This window comes from Verrucomicrobium sp. 3C (assembly GCF_000379365.1).
In the GTDB taxonomy this organism is placed as follows: Bacteria; Verrucomicrobiota; Verrucomicrobiia; order Methylacidiphilales; family Methylacidiphilaceae; genus Methylacidimicrobium.
This window is the reverse complement of the sequence record NZ_KB901875.1, coordinates 676,494-693,408: the sequence shown is the minus strand read 5'-3', so window position 1 is coordinate 693,408 and position 16,915 is coordinate 676,494. Positions and strand designations below refer to the sequence as shown.

15 protein-coding genes and 1 tRNA gene are annotated in these 16,915 nt (G+C 58.4%); 5 read left to right on the top strand and 11 right to left on the bottom strand.

Features of this window, described 5'->3' with window-relative positions; genetic code table 11:
* Nucleotides 1-280: 280 nt before the first annotated feature.
* The 4 genes from rpsB (at nt 281) to thiE (ending at nt 3,887) form a co-directional block, all read left to right on the top strand.
* A complete protein-coding gene (rpsB, locus tag A37A_RS0104035) occupies nt 281-1,060 on the top strand; it encodes a 30S ribosomal protein S2 (protein WP_020493987.1) in 780 nt (259 codons plus the stop codon).
* A gap of 56 nt (nt 1,061-1,116) precedes the next feature.
* Entirely contained in the window at nt 1,117-1,719 is a 603-nt protein-coding gene (gene tsf / locus A37A_RS0104030; RefSeq protein ID WP_026195638.1) for a translation elongation factor Ts, read from the top strand.
* A 93-nt stretch (nt 1,720-1,812) separates the two neighbouring features.
* Entirely contained in the window at nt 1,813-3,174 is a 1,362-nt protein-coding gene (locus A37A_RS0104025) for an acetyl/propionyl/methylcrotonyl-CoA carboxylase subunit alpha (RefSeq protein ID WP_018290244.1), read from the top strand.
* A 38-nt stretch (nt 3,175-3,212) separates the two neighbouring features.
* Nucleotides 3,213-3,887: a thiamine phosphate synthase gene (gene thiE / locus A37A_RS15715; RefSeq protein WP_231363756.1), complete on the top strand. Its 675-nt coding sequence runs from the start codon at nt 3,213-3,215 to the stop codon at nt 3,885-3,887.
* 239 nt (nt 3,888-4,126) lie between these two features.
* On the opposite strand, the gene A37A_RS0104015 is transcribed toward thiE, so the two are convergent.
* Nucleotides 4,127-4,555 (bottom strand): molybdopterin-binding protein, encoded by a 429-nt coding sequence (locus A37A_RS0104015; RefSeq protein ID WP_018290242.1) that lies wholly within the window; start codon nt 4,553-4,555, stop codon nt 4,127-4,129.
* 116 nt (nt 4,556-4,671) lie between these two features.
* On the opposite strand from A37A_RS0104015, the gene A37A_RS0104010 reads away from it, so the two are divergent.
* The gene (locus A37A_RS0104010) at nt 4,672-5,646 is read left to right on the top strand and encodes an NADPH:quinone reductase (protein WP_018290241.1); all 975 of its coding nucleotides are present in this window, start codon (nt 4,672-4,674) and stop codon (nt 5,644-5,646) included.
* Nucleotides 5,647-5,704: 58 nt separating this feature from the next.
* Here A37A_RS0104010 and htpX read toward each other — a convergent pair whose 3' ends face one another.
* From htpX to A37A_RS0103955, 10 genes are all read right to left on the bottom strand, one after another.
* Nucleotides 5,705-6,613: a protease HtpX gene (htpX, locus tag A37A_RS0104005; protein WP_018290240.1), complete on the bottom strand. Its 909-nt coding sequence runs from the start codon at nt 6,611-6,613 to the stop codon at nt 5,705-5,707.
* 111 nt (nt 6,614-6,724) lie between these two features.
* Nucleotides 6,725-8,023: a phosphoribosylamine--glycine ligase gene (gene purD, locus A37A_RS15710; protein ID WP_018290239.1), complete on the bottom strand. Its 1,299-nt coding sequence runs from the start codon at nt 8,021-8,023 to the stop codon at nt 6,725-6,727.
* Nucleotides 8,020-8,919, bottom strand: a complete 900-nt coding sequence (locus A37A_RS18115) for an MBL fold metallo-hydrolase (RefSeq protein WP_018290238.1) — start codon at nt 8,917-8,919, stop codon at nt 8,020-8,022. Before A37A_RS18115 ends, purD begins: the two co-directional genes overlap by 4 nt.
* Nucleotides 8,920-9,026: 107 nt before the next feature.
* A tRNA-Asp gene (locus A37A_RS0103990) sits at nt 9,027-9,100 on the bottom strand.
* Nucleotides 9,101-9,313: 213 nt separating this feature from the next.
* The gene (locus tag A37A_RS0103980) at nt 9,314-10,138 is read right to left on the bottom strand and encodes an MBL fold metallo-hydrolase (RefSeq protein ID WP_018290237.1); all 825 of its coding nucleotides are present in this window, start codon (nt 10,136-10,138) and stop codon (nt 9,314-9,316) included.
* 69 nt (nt 10,139-10,207) lie between these two features.
* A complete protein-coding gene (gene infA, locus A37A_RS0103975; RefSeq protein WP_018290236.1) occupies nt 10,208-10,498 on the bottom strand; it encodes a translation initiation factor IF-1 in 291 nt (96 codons plus the stop codon).
* Between the two features lie 23 nt (nt 10,499-10,521).
* Nucleotides 10,522-12,687 (bottom strand): carboxy terminal-processing peptidase, encoded by a 2,166-nt coding sequence (locus A37A_RS0103970; RefSeq protein ID WP_026195636.1) that lies wholly within the window; start codon nt 12,685-12,687, stop codon nt 10,522-10,524.
* On the bottom strand, nt 12,684-13,955 hold the full coding sequence (gene serS, locus A37A_RS0103965) for a serine--tRNA ligase (RefSeq protein ID WP_018290234.1): 1,272 nt from the start codon (nt 13,953-13,955) through the stop codon (nt 12,684-12,686). The genes A37A_RS0103970 and serS overlap by 4 nt, the downstream gene beginning before the upstream one ends.
* A 19-nt stretch (nt 13,956-13,974) precedes the next feature.
* On the bottom strand, nt 13,975-15,546 hold the full coding sequence (locus A37A_RS0103960) for an Rne/Rng family ribonuclease (RefSeq protein ID WP_018290233.1): 1,572 nt from the start codon (nt 15,544-15,546) through the stop codon (nt 13,975-13,977).
* A gap of 196 nt (nt 15,547-15,742) precedes the next feature.
* Nucleotides 15,743-16,915, bottom strand: coding sequence for an FtsW/RodA/SpoVE family cell cycle protein (locus tag A37A_RS0103955; protein WP_040887613.1), 1,173 nt, complete (start codon nt 16,913-16,915; stop codon nt 15,743-15,745).

The following is a 16,915-nucleotide window of genomic DNA, read 5'->3' as shown; positions in this document are numbered from 1 at the left end:
GCCGTTCATAAAAAAAGACCCTGCAGGGAAAAGGCAGAGGATTGCGATTTGGCTTGGCGGCGATCGATCCCGTCGCGTATGGTGGACAACTCGCACGGAGAACGGATGGGAAACGCAGGAGAAAGACACGAATCGGGAAGGTTCGAGGTATGACCCCGGCCTGAGATTGGTCCTTTCTCCTCTACGGCGAATGACTTACAGAAGGTGCGGCGCGGCGCGCCCAAGCACTGAGGAAGATAATTTTAACGGAAAGATCCAAACAGCAAACCGAGGATAGGAGATGGTGGACGTAAAGGCATTGGTTGAGGCCGGGGTGCATTTTGGACATCGAACCGACAAGTGGCATCCTCGTATGAGGCGGTACCTCGCTGGATCGAGGGGCGGGATCCACTGGATTGATCCGGAGAAGACGAGACAGCAACTCGAAAGCGCGTCGCGCTTCCTGGAGAAGTTGTCGGAAGGCGGCGGTAAAGTTCTCTTTGTGGGTTGCAAGAGGCAAGCGCAACCGATTGTCGAGGAGTGTGCGGCGGCGAGCGAATCTTTTTACGTCAGCCACCGTTGGCTTGGCGGCACGCTCACGAACCTCGTTACGATCCGAAAATCGGTAGAGCGGATGCGATGGATCGACCAGCTCGAGGAAAAGGGCCTGATGGACCGAATGCCCAAAAAGGAGGTTGCCGTTCTCCGTCGGGAGTATGGGAAGCTCCGTCGGCATCTTTGGGGCCTCCGGGCAATGGAGAGGATCCCGGAGGCGCTGATCGTGGTGGATGTCGTGCGGGAGGCAATCGCCGTCTCAGAAGCCAGGAAGTTGCGCATTCCCGTCGTGGCGATCGTGGACACGAATGCAGATCCCGAGGGAATCGACTGTCCTATTCCCGCCAACGATGACTCCATCCGTTCGGTCCGCCTGATTCTTCGAGAGCTTACTCAGTCGATCATCGAGGGGAAGACGAGGCTGGGGTGGAGTCCGGCTGCCTCTGGCGAGGGAATCTCTGGTCAAGAACAGCCTACGCAAGCGCCTTCCCATGTGCCATTCGTGGACGTCACGTTGATTACGTAGGGGCTTCGGAATGGGAACGCTGACGCCGGTGGCCGAAGAAAATGGGTGGCGGAAACATGAAAGAACGGATTGGGCTTGAGCGAATCAAGGAGCTCCGGGAGAAGACCGGGGCGGGAGTCATGGACTGCAAGCGAGCGATCGAGCAGTCAGGCGGAGTTCTGCAAGAAGCTGAAAAGTGGCTTTGGAAGCATGGGATTGCCAAGGCTCAAAAGAAGTCGGCACGGGAAACTCCGGAAGGCGTCATCGCGTCCTACATTCATGTGGGCGATAGGGTAGGCGTCCTTGTGGAAGTGAACTGTGAAACCGATTTCGTGGCCCGCAATGAAGCCTTTCGGGGCTTGGTAAAGGATCTTACCCTCCAGATCGCTGCTGCAAATCCTCAATATGTTAGCCGTGACCAAGTGCCGGCTGTGGAGGTGGAGCGCGTGCGCCAAGAAATCATGGCGGAGAACGTAGGGAAGCCCCAGGGGATCTTGGAAAAAATCGTCGCGGGAAGGTTGGAAAAGTATTTTGCGACGAATTGCCTCATGGAGCAGACCTTCATCAAGGATCAGAACGCGACGGTGCGCGACGTGCTGGGGGCAAAGATCGGCCAGATCGGGGAAAACATCGTGATCCGTCGGTTCGTGCGATACCAGTTGGGTGAACCTTTGCACTAATGGCCGAGGGGGCGCGTCCCAGGGATGGCCGCAAACCGAGAGGAAAAGAGCGGAAGAGTGCCATCCGAGGCCTGAAAAATGGGTGTGCAAGGGATGTTTAGCAAGGTTCTCGTTGCGAACCGAGGGGAAATCGCCGTCCGGGTCATCCGGGCTTGCCGCGAACTTGGAGTCCGAGTCTTGGCGGTCTACTCGGACGCGGATCGAGATTCCTTGGCCGTCCGGATGGCGGACGAAGCGATCTGCATTGGATCGGGGTCGGCATCGTCGAGCTACCTGCGTGCCGATCGAATCATCAGTGCTGCGGAAATCGGCGACGTGGACGCCATTCACCCCGGGTACGGGTTCCTAGCGGAAAATGCCAACTTCGCTGAAATATGTTCGAGTTGTAATATTAAGTTTATCGGACCGTCAGCCTCCGCCATCGCCAAGGTAGGCGACAAGGTGCAGGCTCGCTTTCATGCGCAAAAGCTCGGCGTCCCTGTTCCTGCGGGGAGCGAAGGGATCGTGGAGAACGAGCAGGAAGCACTGAAGGCGGCCCGTCGGATTGGGTTCCCGGTCGTCTTGAAGGCTGTGGCAGGGGGTGGGGGGAAGGGCATGCGCGTGGCCCATAACGACGTGAGCTTGGTGCAAGGCTTTCATGCCGCGCGCATCGAGGCGGAAAAGTCGTTTGGGGAAGGCGACCTTTATGTGGAGAAGCTGATCGAAAGTCCTCATCATGTGGAGATTCAAATCGTCGGGGATCAGCGGGGGCGGATTATCCATCTCGGAGAGAGAGACTGCTCGATTCAGAGGAAGAATCAAAAGCTCTTGGAAGAATCGCCTTCCCCGATCCTGGATGTAGGACTTCGTAAGAAGATGGGTCGCGCAGCCGTCCGCTTGGGGGAATCGATTCACTACGAAAGCGTGGGAACCGTCGAATTTCTCGTCGATGGCAGCGGCGCTTTCTACTTCATCGAGATGAACCCTCGCATCCAGGTCGAGCATGCCGTCACCGAGCAGGCTTACGGGATCGACCTAGTAAAGGAGCAGATCAAGATCGCCGCTGGCTATCCCCTCGATAAGACTTGGGATAGTCGAGCGGTCGTGCAACATGCGGTGGAGATGCGGATCAACGCGGAGGATGTCTGGAAAGAGTTTCGTCCTTCACCGGGCAGGGTCGAGGCCCTCCAGTTTCCCGGCGGCCCTGGAATCCGCGTCGACTCTCACTTGGTTCTTGGCACGACGATTCCTCCCTATTACGACTCTCTGCTCGCAAAAATCATCGCATCTGGCCAGACGCGAGAGGACGCGCTGGCGCGCTTAGGACGAGCGTTAGACGAACTGGTCTTGGAAGGGGTCAAGACGACCGTGCCGATCGGAAAGGCGATTCTCCAAGATCCCGACTTCCGCAGAGGGAACTATTCGACTGGCTTTTTGCCTAGGCTGTTGGCTTCGAAGGGAGCACTGACCGACTAACGGCCATGAACGGAGCGGAACGGTTATGGCTTCGAAGGATGCGACTTCGCCAGGCGCGTCTTTACGGAATCATTGACCTGGAAGTGGCGGGGTCGAGGGACCCTGGGAAGATTGCAGAAAAGATGGTGGGCGGCGGAGTCGACGTCCTGCAGCTTCGAGCGAAAGGCCGCACGCCGGAATCGTTGGAGGCACTTGCCCTGTCCTTGCGGGAACAGGCCAATGCAGTCGGAGTTCTTTTCCTCGTGAACGATTGGCCTCTCTTGGCTCGGCGAGTGGATGCAGATGGGGTCCATCTCGGTCAAGAAGATCCGCCCATTGCCGAGGCGCGGAAAATCCTTGACGATGCGCAACTGATCGGGAAATCGACGCACTCGCTGGAACAGGCTTTAGCCGCGGAACGGGAAGGAGCCGATTACATTGCGGTCGGCCCCGTCTTTGCCACGCCGACAAAACCCGAGGCCAAGCCCGTCGGTTTGCCTTTGATCGGGGAGGTGCGCGGATGCCTGAAGAAACCGTTCTTTTGCATCGGCGGAATTCGGAGGGACAATTTGCCGGCAGTCTTGAGCGCGGGAGCGGATCGCGTGGTGATGGTCTCCGCGATTCTGCAGGCTGCAGACATCGAAGGATATTGCCGCGAGGTCGCAGCCATGCTCGGGCCCAAGAACCTTCTGGCAAACGAACCGGCTGATCCTCGTTCTTCTCCGCGGGATTAGCCTGCCTGTCTCCCAAGCGTTCTCCTGCGGGCTTGCGCAATGGTCCTGTCTGCTTCGTTGGGAGTTGGGTTTGTGGCCCTCCTCGCGGTATGTCGTCCTACACTCCAGGGGAAAACTTCGCCGCGCCTTGGGTTCGAACTTTGGGAGACAGGCAGGTTAGGAGCCCCTGGCCAGATCGATCGAGGAAAAGTCGAGGCGATTTGGGGAAACCGTGGGAGAAAGCTTGGGAGAGATACAGGTTATTCTACCAAGGCGAGAAGCACGCTCGAGGGATTGAAGGCGGCGCAGATTCTCTTGCCGACCTGGAGATCAAGATCCCTCGCCGACCCGTTGGTCACGATCGCGACGACGGACAGATCCTTTTGGATCTGGAGAATCACCTCGGTGTTGACCGCGCCGTCGTGGAGTGCCGACACCGCTCCGCAAAAGCAGTTCCGCGTGCTCAGTCGAAGAGGGCGATCCTCGGCAAGCAAGATGACCTGGGAGGCCTTGATCAGGACTTGAACCAAGGAACCGACCGACAAGCTCAAGTCGGCCAGACTCGAAAATGCGATGTGGGAAACCATCGACGTCTGCTTGCCAACCTCGATCTCCAGTTCAGCGAGGATCGGTCCCTTCTTGATGGCGACGACCTTTCCGGAAAAGCGATTCCGTGCACTAGTCTGCATGCTTTGAAGCAGTAGGCCGGCTTTCGAGGGAAGGGAAAGAAAAAACGGATGCTGCTCGAGAGGAGGTAAAGCGCAATCCTTGCCCCGATCCGCGTCCGGCGTCAGGATCGAGCGCTATGCGTGCAATCGTGGTCAAGGCTTACGGGGGGCCGGAGGTTTTGTCGTGGGAAGAGTTTCGGGAGCCGCGCCCGGGCCCGGGCGAGCTTCTCCTCTCGGTCCGGGCGGCAGGGGTCAATCCGGTCGACGTCTATCTTCGATCCGGAGGACACGGTGCGTCGCTCTTGCCGTTTGTCCCGGGCTTTGATGGATCCGGCCTAGTCGAGGAGGTAGGCCGGGGGGTGCGTCGATTTCATCCGGGAGACCGTGTCTATTTTTCCCTGTGGAAGAACACGGGAGCCTATGCCGAGCGGGTCGTCTGCCGCGAGGAAGAGGCGGTGCGGCTTGGCGATACTCTTGATTTTGCTCAAGGGGCCGCCGTCGGAATGCCCTGCGCTACTGCGTATCGGGCGCTCTTTCTGCGCGCCGGGGCTCTGGCGCGGGACGTCGTCCTCGTTCACGGGGCAAGCGGAAGCGTGGGGCTGGCCGCCGTTCAGCTCGCGCGAGCTGCCGGACTGACCGTTATCGGTACTGCCGGCGGGGAGGAGGGGAGAAGACGAATCTCAGAGGAAGGAGCTCACCATGCCTTGGATCATCGCTCGCCCGAGCATTTTCGCCAAGTCCTTGAGATCACCAAAGGGAAGGGGGTGGACATCGTGCTGGAGATGCTGGCGAACGCCAACCTGGGAAAGGACTTTGACGTCACGGCAATGGGAGGAAAGGTCGTCGTGATTGGCTCCCGCGGGTTGGTAGAGATCGATCCGCGTGGGTTGATTTCCCGAGACCTTTCCGTCATGGGAATGTCGCTTTTCTGCGCTTCTCCTAGGGAGCGGCAAATCATTTCGGCGGCGGTGGCGGCAAGCTTGGAGAAAGGAATCCTGCAGCCGTTCATTCGAATGGTCCTGCCAATGCCTGCCGCAGCTCAGGCACAGCGGCTGGTCATGGAACCGGGAGCTTCTGGAAAAATCGTCTTGGTCCCGCCCGCATTCGTCTAGGCTGCCTGTCACACAAGCGTTCTCCTTGCGGCTTGTGGCGACCTCTGGATCGGTCGAATCAAGCCGTAGCCTGGAGCCGCTCCAAAGCAGCAATCCGCTCCTCAAGCGGAGGATGGGTAGCTAGGAGGGAGAGAAAGCCGCTCGGCTTGCCATTGATCTTGAGGGTGTTCAGGCTGGCCGATCGCTCGTCGATCGCTGGCCCGCCCTCGGTAAGAGCCTGAAGCCCGCGAAGCGCCGAAAGCATCGCGTCTGGCCCGGCGATGTGGGCGCTCCCCGCGTCCGCCCGAAACTCCCTCTGCCGGGAGTACCACGCGACGATGAAAGAGGCGAGGAGCCCTAAGACCATCTCGGAAAGGAACATGCCGACGAAGAATCCCATGCCCATGCCCCGGCGCTCGTCCTGGTCCCGATTGAGGAAACTATCCACGGCAACACCGATGATGCGGGACAGGAAGACCACAAAAGTGTTCACCACCCCCTGCAGCAGCGTCATGGTGACCATGTCCCCATTCGAGACATGGGTAAGTTCATGACCGAGGACTCCTTCGATCTGACGGCGATTCATCTGGGAGAGAAGGCCGGAACTGACTGCGACCAATGCGTTGGAGCGGGACGGTCCCGTAGCAAATGCGTTGACTTCCGGGCTCTGGTAGATGCCGACTTCCGGCATCGCAATCCGGGCACGCGCCGCGAGGGATCGTACGGTATTCAGCAGCCATTCCTCCCCTTCGGTCTGCGGGGAATCGATGACCTGAATCTGATAGGTCATCTTGGCCATCCACTTCGAGATAGCCAGGGAGATAAAGCTACCCGCAAAACCGACGACCAACGAGAAGACGAAAAGAAGCGGATAATTGATGCCGGCGGCCGTCAGCCAGCGATCAAGGTGCAAGAGAGAAATGACGGCGGTCAGCAGTACCAGGACTGCGACGTTGGTGACCGTCAAAAGCAAAATTCGTTTGAACATAGCCGGCAGTATAATGGCGCGGAGTGAGAAATCAAGTCTGGCCAGCCTGCATACTCACAAGGGTCGTATCCATGTCGCAAGCCGCAAAGGAACGCTTGTGAGCTATGCAGGCTAGGCTTCCGGTTCCGGAACCGGAAGGCCGGCAAGGAAAGAGGCGATATCCTTGCGGAAATGCATCCCAGCAAAGGAGACTGCATCAACCTGATCGTAGGCATGTTTCCGCGCCTCGACAAGGCGATTGCCCCAGCCGACAGCCGTGAAGACTCTTCCCCCAGCGGTTCGAAGCACCCCTTGGCTCCGCTTCGTGGCGCCGTAAAAGAGAAAGCCTTGCGTTCCTGAAGTGGGGGTTTGTGAGTCGGAAAAGAGAATGGGGTCGTCCAGACGCGGGTTTTCGGGATAACCGGCGGAAGCGATCACAACGCCGACGAGGGAGCGACGGTGGCGGCGAAGATGAAGTCTTCCCAACTCGTCACGGCAGGTTGCTCTGGCGATTTCGCTCAAGGGAGTTTCCAGAGAGGGGAGGAGGACCTGCGCTTCGGGATCTCCAAAGCGAACATTGATCTCCAAGAGGAAAGGACCTTCCCGGGTCACCATCAGTCCGGCGTAGAGCACCCCGCGGTAGTCGAGACGCTCGGCGGTGCAGGCGGCATGCAGGCGGGAGAAGATCGATTCCTCGATCTGTCGGAGCAAGGCTGGGGAGACGAACGGGCTTGGCAGGAAGGCACCCATGCCTCCCGTGTTTGGTCCGTGGTCGCCATCCTGGACCCGTTTATAGTCGTGGGCGGCGCCCAGGACGGTGTACTGCTTGGCATCAAAGAGAGCAAAAGCGGAAAGCTCGACTCCTTCCAGGAAGGCCTCAATCAAGATTCGCCGTCCCGCGGCTCCGTGAAGGCGTTGTTGCATAAGGGAGGCAATCGCTTGCTGAGCTTGAGAAAAGTCTGCCGCAATGAAGACCCCTTTGCCGGAAGCAAGGCCATCGGCCTTGATGACTTGGGGAAAGGGGAACCCTCGACTGAAGGAGATCGCTTCAAGGGGGTCGTCGAAGGAACGGGCTTCCGCGGTAGGAATGCCGTATCGCTGGGCGAGTGCCTTTGTCCATGACTTGCTGCCTTCGAGCCGCGCCGATCGAGCAGACGGTCCGAAAACCGAAAGACCGTGCCGTCCGAAGGCGTCGGTGATCCCGGCGCAGAGGGGGGCTTCGGGGCCGACGATGGTGAGATCCGGCCTTAGTTCTTGCGCCAGGGCGGTTAGCGAGCCGATGTCGTCAGCGGCAACCGGCAGGTTTTCGGCATGCAACGCGGTGCCGGCGTTGCCGGGCGCCGCGTAAAGCTTTTTGACTTCCGGATCTTGACCGAGCGACCAGCAGAGAGCGTGCTCCCGGCAGCCGCCGCCTACAACCAACAGTTTCACGGAGTGCCTCGGAACGCATAGATCATTGGGGAGGGAGGCAACTCCGGAGCGGAGAGAGAAAACTCCGACCCATCGATCCATCGGATATTGGTTCGATTGTCCAAGTAGCTGGCCAGAGTCCGTAATTCCAAGTCGCCGCTCAAGTCCGTTCGATAGGCGATGGGAACGATCACCCGTGCCGCAAGATCTGCGGCGATCTTGTCCAGCTCGGAGGCGAGCAGAGTATCTCGGCCAACGGGAAGAAAGAGAACGTCCACCTTCCCAAACTCGGCAAGCAATTCCGGACTCAAGGGATGTCCCAAGTCGCCCAGATGGGCGAAGCGCATCCCATCCAGGTCGAAAACAAAAGCGGTATTGTGCCCATGAATGGCACCTTGGGACTTGTCGCGAAAGGTAAGGATGCCTCGGAAGAGAAGGCCGCGAGCATTATTGGTGCCGAGGGCGGCGACGCTGCGAAAAAGCTGAGGCGTGCCCTGGATGCGTTCTCCTGCGGACCGATCGTTTGCCTCGTTGCTGATCAAGACGACATCAGCCTGAAGAGAGGCAGGGAAGCGATAGTGCACCGTTTCGTCGCCGAAAGGATCGATGGCGATCCGAATGCCCGAAGAAGCGATGAGATAGATGAAAGCGTGACCGTACCATCGGATCAAGACGGTCGGAGGGGCAGCATGTCCATTTTCGGCAAGGACGAAAAAGAGAGACGGCGAGAAGAGCAGGAGGAAGGCAGCGATCAGCCATGGCCTTCGGCGAAGGGTTGCTCGGCAGGGGGAGAGATTGCCCTTCTTTTCAAGCCTTGGCCTTAGGCTGCCTATCTCCCAAGCGTTCTCCTGCGGCTGGCGAAATGCGTCCGGCTGCTTCGTTGGGCTTGGTTTTCTCTCCTCGCAGTATGTCGTCATACAGCTCCGGGGGAAAACCGGCGCCCCGCCTTGCATCGTGGCCCATTCGCGATGCCTCGGGTGCGAGCTTTGTGGGACATGCAGGTTAGCGGCATAGTGCGTTAAACCGGAGCCAACGGGTCTCGAACCCGCAACCTCTGCCGTGACAGGGCAGCGCTCTAACCAATTGAGCTATGGCTCCCTGGTTTATGCGAAGCGTCCCATTTCCGAACGGAGGCGAGGATGTTTCGCAAGAAATTCAAACCCCTGGAAGATCTGCCACCATATTCCATGATTTGCGGGGGTGACAATGGAAATCTGCCTGGATTGTTCGCCGATGGACGCTTGTCGCTGCCACAAAGGCGCAGTTGCAATCGGCGTGCTTTCTCGAGCCTCTTCCCCCGATCTCGATTCATCAAAAGATTCGCGGAACTCCTTCGTGGAGAAAATGGACTTGCGAAAGGATGCCTGCACGGCTTGCGGCGACGAGCAGCCGATGGGCAGGCTCATGAAGAGGCTCGTAGCTCATTCTGTACGTTCCGAAATGCATGGGGATTAGAATCTTGCCCTGCAATTCCAGGAAAGCTTGGACGGCTTTCTCCGGGGTGATGTGTGACACCCGTTTCGAAGGTTGATCGTAGGAGCCGATCGGCATGAGGACGATCTCCGGACGGAGACGTTTGCCGATCTCCGGGAACTCCTTGAAGTAAGCGGTGTCCCCACAGTGATAGATGGTGCGTGCTCCATAGGCGAGGGAATAGCCGCCATAGCCCCGATGTCGGTCCGCGAGATACCGTGCGCCCCAATGATGAGCGGGTGTGAACGTGACCGAGAGATCCTCCACCTCCCAGTGATCCCACCAGGTCATCTCCCGCACCTGGTCGAAGCCCAAACCGTGCACGAGGTTGCTGACTCCGGACGGGACGGCTACGGGTTGCCGCGCAGCAACTTCCCTAAGAGACCTCCGGTTGAGATGATCGAAATGAGCGTGGGTGATCAACACCAAGTCGATGTCCGGCAGGTCACGGATGGCGATGCCCGCTCGCTTGAGCCTGCGGATTACGAGCAGCCAGTTCGCCCAGTTCGGATCGATCAGGATATTATGCCGTGGAGTTTGGACCAGGAAAGACGCGTGGCCAACCCATGTCAGGCAGACTTGGCCTTCGGACAGCGAAGGAAAGGAAGGAGAGAGACGGACCCCCCCTTTCCGTACAAAGAGCGAAGGCAGCAAGACGTCCAAGAGAAAATTGCGACGCCCCTTCCTTGGCGGCTTGGAACTGTGCACCGTAGGGATGGCGCGGTCAGTGGTTTAGTGCCGGCGACCTCCCCGTCGGAATCTTTGGTGTTTCCTCCGCGCGGGGCGATTGTCTTGAGATGGACGATCCAGTCGGTAGAGAACGCGAGCTTTGGTCAGATCGTGGGGAGACATTTCCAACTTGACGCGATCCCCGCACGTCAATCGGACGAAATGCTTCCGCATTTTACCGGAAATATGTGCGAGTACCTGATGCTGGCTCTCGTCCAACTCGACCCGGAACATGGTTCCGGGAAGAATCGTGACGATTGTGCCTTCAACTTCGATCGTGTTCGGTGTGGTCATTTGCAATCAAGCAGGAGATTCCTTTATTGGGTATTTTTGAGAGCCAAGGAATTGCCGACCTTCTGCAGCAGGGTGACGTAATCTCCCAATACGTTCAGAGCCTCTTCCAGAGAAAAATCGTTCCCAACCTGCGGAGTGCCGTCTTCCGAGTTCTTTTCTTCGAGATCTCGCACGATCGAGCCATCGCCCGACGTTTCCGCAGGAGAATTCTTTACCGTGGATCGCGGCAGAAGTTTCAATGGCTTACGGCTTCGCGCGGAGTCGATATCCAGATAGTAGATGTTTTCGTTTGGCGCGGGCCGGCGTGCGCGCTTTGCCTCCAGGGCTGCCTTATTCGCTTCGGCCTCCTGCTTCTCTTTGAGCCGGATCGACTGACTGAGCGAAACCGCCTTATCGGCGTTCTTGCGCTTGATGAGATCGATCTGTGCCAAGACGTAGGCAAAGTCCGGATTAGACGCCACTCGCTCGGAGGAACGTTTCTGCAGAATGGGCAGGAAGTCTGCTTCTCCACTAGCTTTTTGAACATAGGCCGGAGGAATGGCGTCGGCAGGGAGAGCGTGAGGCAGGGACGACTCTCCAAGCTCGAGATAGTCGTCAATCGACGGAAGAAGCACGTCGGACGCGACCCCACGTTGTTGGGTGCTCAATCCGGTCACCCGATAAAACTTCTGGACCGTTACCTTCAGCTTGCCAGGATCCCCGTGGAAGTCCCATGGGACGTAGTCGGAGAGCGGGAGGAGCGTTTGTACCGTGCCCTTGCCGTGAGTCGTCCGATCGCCGATGATCACTGCACGGCCGTAATCTTGAAGGGCCGCCGCGACAATCTCGGATGCGGAAGCGCTGAAGCGGCTGACCAGGACGAGCAACGGACCCGCATAGCAGAGATGGTTTCCGGTGATGCGGAAAGCCTGGGTCCGTCCGCGATAGTCCTTCACCTGGACAACGGGTCCGTCTCGAAGAAAGAGGCCAGCTAAGTTGATTGCCTCTTCCAACATCCCTCCCCCATTGCGCCGCAGGTCGAGCACCACTCCAGCGACATGTTCCTTTTCCAGGCGCTTGAGCAGCAGCGCGACATCCTCGCTGCATTTCTCATAGAATCCCGGGAGCTGGATGACGCCGAACCGTTCCGGCGGATTCCCCTGCGTCGCGGGGCGATCGTAAACAAACGCCTTCGCGTGCTGCTCGGTCAACTTGACGACATCTCGAGAGAGAGTGATCGATCTGCGCACCGACTCGTCTGTGGCATCTGCCGGGATCACCAGAAGGGTTACCTTGGTGCCGCGTTCCCCGCGAATCTGTTCGACGACTTTGTTTAGCTTCATGTCCACCACGTCCACGGGCTCGCCGTGCTCCTGCTGGACGGCAACGATCCGATCGTTGGGTTTGAGCCGCTTATCGAGATCGGCGGGCGCGCCGGGGACCAAGCTGACGATTTTCGGGTAGCCGTCTTCCGATTTCAGCACAGCTCCGATCCCCGTCAAGGAGAGCTTGATGCTGTTGATTTCGAAGTTTTCCGCTTCGCTCGGCGATTGGTAATCCGAATGGGGATCATAAGCGTGCGCAAGCGAGTTCAGGTAATAGTCGACGATCTCCTCGGTGTCCGCCTCGCGCATCTCCTTGAGAAATCGGCTGTAGCGACGGGCGATGGCTTTCCGGGTCTGCGCCGGGTTCTCGTTGGAAAGCAGTCCTTGGAGAAGCTCATATTTGACGCGCTTTCTCCAGAGATCACGCGCCTCCGCCTCGTCCTTCGGCCAAGGCAGCTTGCTGCGATCCGGCCGGTAGGTCTCGTCCTTCGAGAAGTCATGAGGCTCCGAGAGCAGAGACTCCACGCCCTGCTCCTGTTCCGCCGCCCGGGTCAGAAATCGATTGTAAATATCGAGAGCCGGAGAAATGTCTTCCCGCCGGGTGTAGTCACCGAGGGTGGTTCCGTATTTTTTCTGAAATTCATCGATATCCGACTGGAAGAAAATGGTGTGATTGAAGTCGAGCGCATCGAGGTAGTTTCGCAGGAAGGTCTGCGAAACGTGCTCGTCGAACGGCTTTTGTGAAAAGTGCGCTTGCTGGAGAAAGATCGCCACCAGCTTGGCGATCTTGCCGCATTGAGTCTGGTCCAAGTCGGCCCGCAAATCTGCCGGCGCGAGCAGCAACAGAAGGCCGAAAAGCCACAAATGACACAAAATACGCCTCATACAAGCTCCTTTGCATAATAAGCGCGAAATGCTTTCGGGAGCAACACCCGGCCATCCTCCTGCTGGTGATTTTCCAGCAGGGCCGCCAGGACACGAGGCAGAGCCGTCCCTGACCCATTGAGCGTGTGGCAATAACGCAGCTTACCTGCGGGATCACGCTTACAACGGAGATTCATTCGGCGAGCTTGAAAGTCTTCAAGGTTGCTGCAGGAGGAGACTTCGAGCCACGCTCCCACCCCAGGGGCCCATACTTCCAGGTCGTAACATTTCGAGGCGCCAAACCCCATGTCGCCGGTGCAAAGGAGGGTGATTCGGTAGGGTAGCTCCAGAAGCTGGAGTACCTTTTCCGCATGGCGCACGATCTCCTCTAGGGCGTTGTCAGAGTCCTCCGGGTGGGTAATCTGAACGAGCTCGACCTTTTCAAATTGGTGAAGGCGCAGAAGGCCGCGGGTGTCCTTTCCCGCGCTCCCTGCCTCCCTTCGGAAGCAGGGGCTATAGGCGACGTAGCGGAGCGGGAGTGCAGCTTCCCGAAGAGTTTCCCCACAGTGCAGATTGGCCAGCGCCAGCTCGGCAGTCGGCAGGAGGTAGAGATCGTCCGACGGGATGTGATACATCTCCTCGGCGAATTTCGGCAGATGGCCGCTGCCGATCGCGACTTCCCGTCGAACGAGAAAGGGGGGCCAAATCTCCGTATAGCCGTGTTCCTGGACATGAAGATCCAGCATGAAGTGGATGAGGGTGCGCTGCAAGCGTGCTCCCTCGCCGCGGAAGAGAGCAAAGCCACTGCCAGCAAGCTTGGCGGCGGTGGGGAAATCGAACAACGCTCGCTGTTGGCCGATTTCCCAGTGGGGCTTGGGCGGAAACGAGAAGGCACGAGGTGCTCCCCATGTGCGGATGGTTCGATTCGCCTCGGCTCCGTTCCCAATGGGAACGGAGCGATGCGGCAGATTGGGTAGGAGCAGGAGCAGATTCGTGACCTCCGTCTCCAATCGCTGTCGCTGACATTCCCTTTCCTCAATGGTTTTCCCAAGTGCACGCATTTCCATGAGAAGAGCTTGCGAGGGCTCCTCTTTTCCCTGGCGGAATCCGATTTCCCGGCTCACCTGGTTGCGCTTGGCTCGGAGTTCTTCCACGGAACGGATGCTGGCGCGTAGCTCCTCGTCACGGTGAAGGAGTGCGTCGACCAGATCCTCGTCTCCGCGCCCGCGGGTCTTCAGTCTTTCTCGGGCCTCCTGGGAATGCTGACGGAGCCAATGAATGTCGAGCATGAAGGGGATCAGGGTTGGATCAGGCCATCTCCTCGCCCGTGATCGCGTTCAGAAGGGTGAACTGTTCTGTGCCGAGGTGGGCATCGGGCCGAAAATAGAGCTTCCCCTGCAATCGGCGTTCGAGGTCGAGCAGAAGCTCTTCGTCCTCGGTTTTCAGTCGCTCGAGGGTCGAGGGATGGACGAGCACGCGCAACTCCTTGATCTCCGGATGAAGCCGCATAGCCCGAACGATGGCCCGCTGGATTTCGACGCTCATCGTCTCTGGTGACTTGACCATCCCACGGCCTTTACATGCGGGACAGGGGGAATAAAGGGAATGCCGGATGCTCTCTTGTACTCGTTGTCGGGTCATCTCCACCAGGCCGAATTCGGACATGGGCAAGATGTTGATCTTTGCCTTGTCCCGGCGGACACACTCCTTGAGGTTCTGCACTACCGCTTCTCCTTCGCGCCGGGCCTTCATATCGATGAAATCGATCACGATCAGCCCTCCGATATTACGCAGGCGCAGCTGACGCGCAACTTCCCGAGCGGCTTCCATGTTCGTCTGGAAAATGGCACCTCCTTGGTCGCTTCCGCCTCGAGCCCGCCCCGTGTTGACATCGACGGCAACGAGCGCCTCGGCCTCGTCGATCACGATGTAGCCCCCGCTCGGCAGATCAACCTTCCTGCCGAACGCAGTATCAATCTGCTTTTCGATGTCGAGACGCTCGAAAAGAGGGGTTGGATCTTTGTATGAAACGATCTTCCTTTGGGATCGAGAGGAAATCAGGGCGACCATCTCCCGTATGCGTTTTGCTTCCTCTTCGTCGTCGACGAGAATGCGCTCCACATCCTCGGTCAGAAAATCACGCACCGTTCTTTGGACGAGGTCCGGCTCTTCATAGACGAGGCTTGGAGCGGGAAGAGAGCGGATCTTTTCGTTGATCTCCTGCCACTGCCGAAGAAGAAAGGCGAGGTCGCGAACGAAATAGCGCGCTCGCGCCCCGTCGCCCACTGTGCGGAAGATCAAGCCCATCCCATCCGGTACGTCTAAGGAGTCAAGAATCTTGCGGAGCCGCGCCCTCTCCTTCGGGGCATCGATCTTCCGGGAAATTCCGAACTGCTCGCTAAATGGGCTCAGCACCAGGTAGCGGCCCGCAAGGCTGATATTCGTCGTCACTCGGGCCCCCTTCGTACCGATCGGACCCTTGGTAACCTGGACGACCACCTCGGAGCCGGCTGGATAGATTTTAGGGATATCCTCGGCCCGAGGAGCGCGCGACTTACTCTTGCGTCTGCGCCGCTCGACCGTTTCGAAGCTCGCATCCAGCGCGGCGGGGATCGCGTCCCAATAGTGAAGGAAGGCGTTTTTCCCTACCCCGATGTCGACGAAGAGAGCTTTCAGCGTGGGTTCGACATTGTTTACGCGGGCCTTGTAGATGTTGCCGGCGATACCGCGCTGTTCCCGTCGTTCAAGCGCCAACTCCTCGAGCTGGCCGTCTTCCAAGATAGCAACCCGATACTCCAGTGGTTCGGAACTGATCGCGATCTCTTTTTTGTCTGCATTCGGTTTGAGACGAACCCAACGGCGGATTCGATCGAAAAGCATAAATGATCTCCTTCTTTACTTGCCCTTTTTTTCGCCCTGGCCCCGCAGGCACGGCACCCTTCAGGCCAAGGACCCTTCTGTGAAGTTTGCTCGACGCGGCGACCGAAGGGCGACTCCGCCACGTGCGGCGGGTTCCCTCCCTTTGTCCCCGCAACAAGGCGGTTTGCGATGAGAACGAGAATGCAGATTAGCCCTGTCAGACCCCCCCTGACTCGGCTTCTTCGGCTCTCCGATGAATCCATACGCTCTCCACTAGGCCCAATCCTGCAAGGCAACTGATGAGGAAGGTTCCTCCATAGCTGATGAACGGCAAGGGGATGCCCGTAATAGGCACCACCTTGATGGTCATCCCGACGTTCACGAAAATGTGCGTAAAAAAAATCATGGCGATGCCGACCGCGACGACTCGCCCCGCAGGTTCCCGAGCGGCCATGGCGATGCGGAGGCAGAGCAGGAGCAGAAGACACTCTCCAGCGATCACGGCGGCGCCGCCTAAGAAGCCCCACTCCTCCCCAACCACCGAAAAGATAAAATCCGTGTACGAGATATTCTTCGGAAGGAAACCGAGCATGTTCTGGGTCCCTTTGAGGTATCCCTTCCCGTTCAAGCCTCCGGAACCGATGGCAATCAAGGATTGGTTGATCGTCCAACCCGCGCCCAGCGGATCGAGGGTCGGATCGAAGAACGTGCGGATCCGGTTCATCTGGTAAGGTTTTAGTCCCGGAATGTCCCAACCCAGCTTGCCCACTCCCCAATAGGCGCACACAAGAACGCCGAGCAGGCCGAGCACCCCGAGGAAGACGTACCGCATCTTCAGTCCGCCGACGAAGAGGATCGCAAAGCAGAGGGGCAAAAAGACTCCTGCCGAACCCAAGGCAGGCTGTTTGAGGATCAGAAGCGTGGGGACGGCCATGGCTGCCACGAGCGGACCGGCAAGAACGAGTCCCCGACTCTTCGTTCGGCGAATCCACCAGGCTCCGAAGAGAACAAATCCCACCTTCGTCAAATCGGCGGGTTCAATGCTGATCGGGCCGAGGCGCAGCCAACTCTTGGCTCCGTTGACCGTCTGCCCGACGAGGAGCACGACCAAGAGGGCGGGAAGAGAAAGGAGGAACAAGAGCCATCCCCACTTCACCCAATTCCGGTAGTCGATCAAGGACAAGACAAAGAAGATCGCCGTGCCGGTCAATAGCCAAACGCTCTGGGAGAAAGCTGCGTTGCGAAACTCTTGGCTCTCGCTTGAATAGGTTGCACTATAGACGACGACGATCCCAAAAGCCGACAAAGCCATCGCGACCACCAAAAGGGACCAATCGAAACGCGCCAGCTTTGTGAGGAGGCTGAGCCGCTCTTGTTCCAACATCGTCAT